General features: G+C 63.8%; 1 protein-coding gene and 2 pseudogenes. 1 reads left to right on the top strand and 2 read right to left on the bottom strand.

Going from position 1 to position 1,154, the window contains the following annotated elements; genetic code table 11:
- Window positions 1-157: 157 nt before the first annotated feature.
- Window positions 158-418 (bottom strand): annotated as a pseudogene (locus tag ACFW2E_RS47440) (HNH endonuclease); the annotation flags it as partial.
- Here ACFW2E_RS47440 and ACFW2E_RS47435 point away from each other — a divergent pair.
- A pseudogene (locus tag ACFW2E_RS47435) lies at window positions 409-582 on the top strand (dTDP-4-dehydrorhamnose reductase); the annotation flags it as partial. The pseudogenes ACFW2E_RS47440 and ACFW2E_RS47435 sit on opposite strands and share 10 nt — an antisense overlap.
- 234 nt (window positions 583-816) lie before the next feature.
- Here the strand turns inward: ACFW2E_RS47435 and ACFW2E_RS47430 are convergent.
- Window positions 817-1,154: hypothetical protein (locus tag ACFW2E_RS47430; RefSeq protein ID WP_384478527.1), on the bottom strand; the 338-nt coding region annotated here is incomplete at its 5' end.

Genomic DNA, 1,154 nt, shown 5'->3' with positions numbered 1-1,154 from the left:
GGCCGGGGGCATGGTTCGTGTGCGGCCGGGTCCTGGTGAGGGAGGCGTCGTTGTCCTACCCACCCACGCACCGTCACCCGGCGCCGGGACCGCTGCGGACTTCGTCAGCCCCTGAAAGCAATACGGAGACGGCAGCATTGGGGGCTGCACAAGCCAGCTACGCGGCCAGTTCGTACGTCACGGTCCGGTCCGGACAGCCGTCTGCCACCTCGCGCAGCGCCGCCACCTCAGCCTCGTCCACCGACAGAATCCAACGGAGCTTGGTGCCAACCCACTCGGCGACGTAGCGGCAGTACGCCTCAGCCGCCGGCGGCAGCCACTGGGCCGGATCAAAGTCCGACTTGGACCGGTTCGAACGGGCGGTGACCGCGACAAGGCTAGCGGCGGCGCCAAGGTCGTTGGCGTACGCATGAGCGCGCGGTTCACGCCCTGGCGGACGGGACCGGCGACGGCGTCCTGTTCACCGACGACATCCGATGCCCGGTGCACGTCGAGGTTCTGGCCGCTGCCCTGTGGGAGCTCGCGCAGTCCGACGCGGCCGGGGTATTCCACCTGGCCGGTCCGGACGCCCTGAGCCGCTACGTTCCCAGTCAAGTTCTTGTGTTCGGGTCACTGAGATTCTTCAGCGGCCGCCCCAGAGAGTGAACGACCCTGTGGGGCTGACCGGCCTTTTCCCTGCAGTGGTCCTCGCCTGCATGGGTCAGGCCGTCACCCGATCGGTGTCCACTCTCAAGAAGCTCATTGATCAAGATCCACTGTCAGTACTCGCTGTAGATCCGGAAGACTCAAGAGAGGACGGGCAGGGAATCTGAGGCATCATCTACTGTACGGCGCCAGCCCCTCGTTGCCAGCGACGACTAGGGAGTCGACGAGAATCTGCCACTCATCCAACTCGTCGAGTTCATCGGCCGTTCTACGAATTTCCTTGAGCCAGTTGTTCGAAAGCCACGACTGCTTGACCGTGACACGCCCATCTTGAATGCACAGGTTGGAAACCCAGGAGACGCCACGGGTGACTTGCACTTCCTCCGGGAGTTTTCGCAGGATGCGGATGAGCGCGTCGACGGATTTGACTTCACTTCGAGCGGCCGGCAGCCAATCGTCAATTACCTCAACGAGGTCTTCAGCGCGGATCCAGTCGATGGGTTCACCGA

Source organism: Streptomyces sp. NPDC058964, assembly GCF_042741275.1.
Taxonomy (GTDB): Bacteria; Actinomycetota; Actinomycetes; order Streptomycetales; family Streptomycetaceae; genus Streptomyces.
Note: the sequence above shows the minus strand (reverse complement) of the source record. Positions and strands in the feature narration are given on the sequence as shown.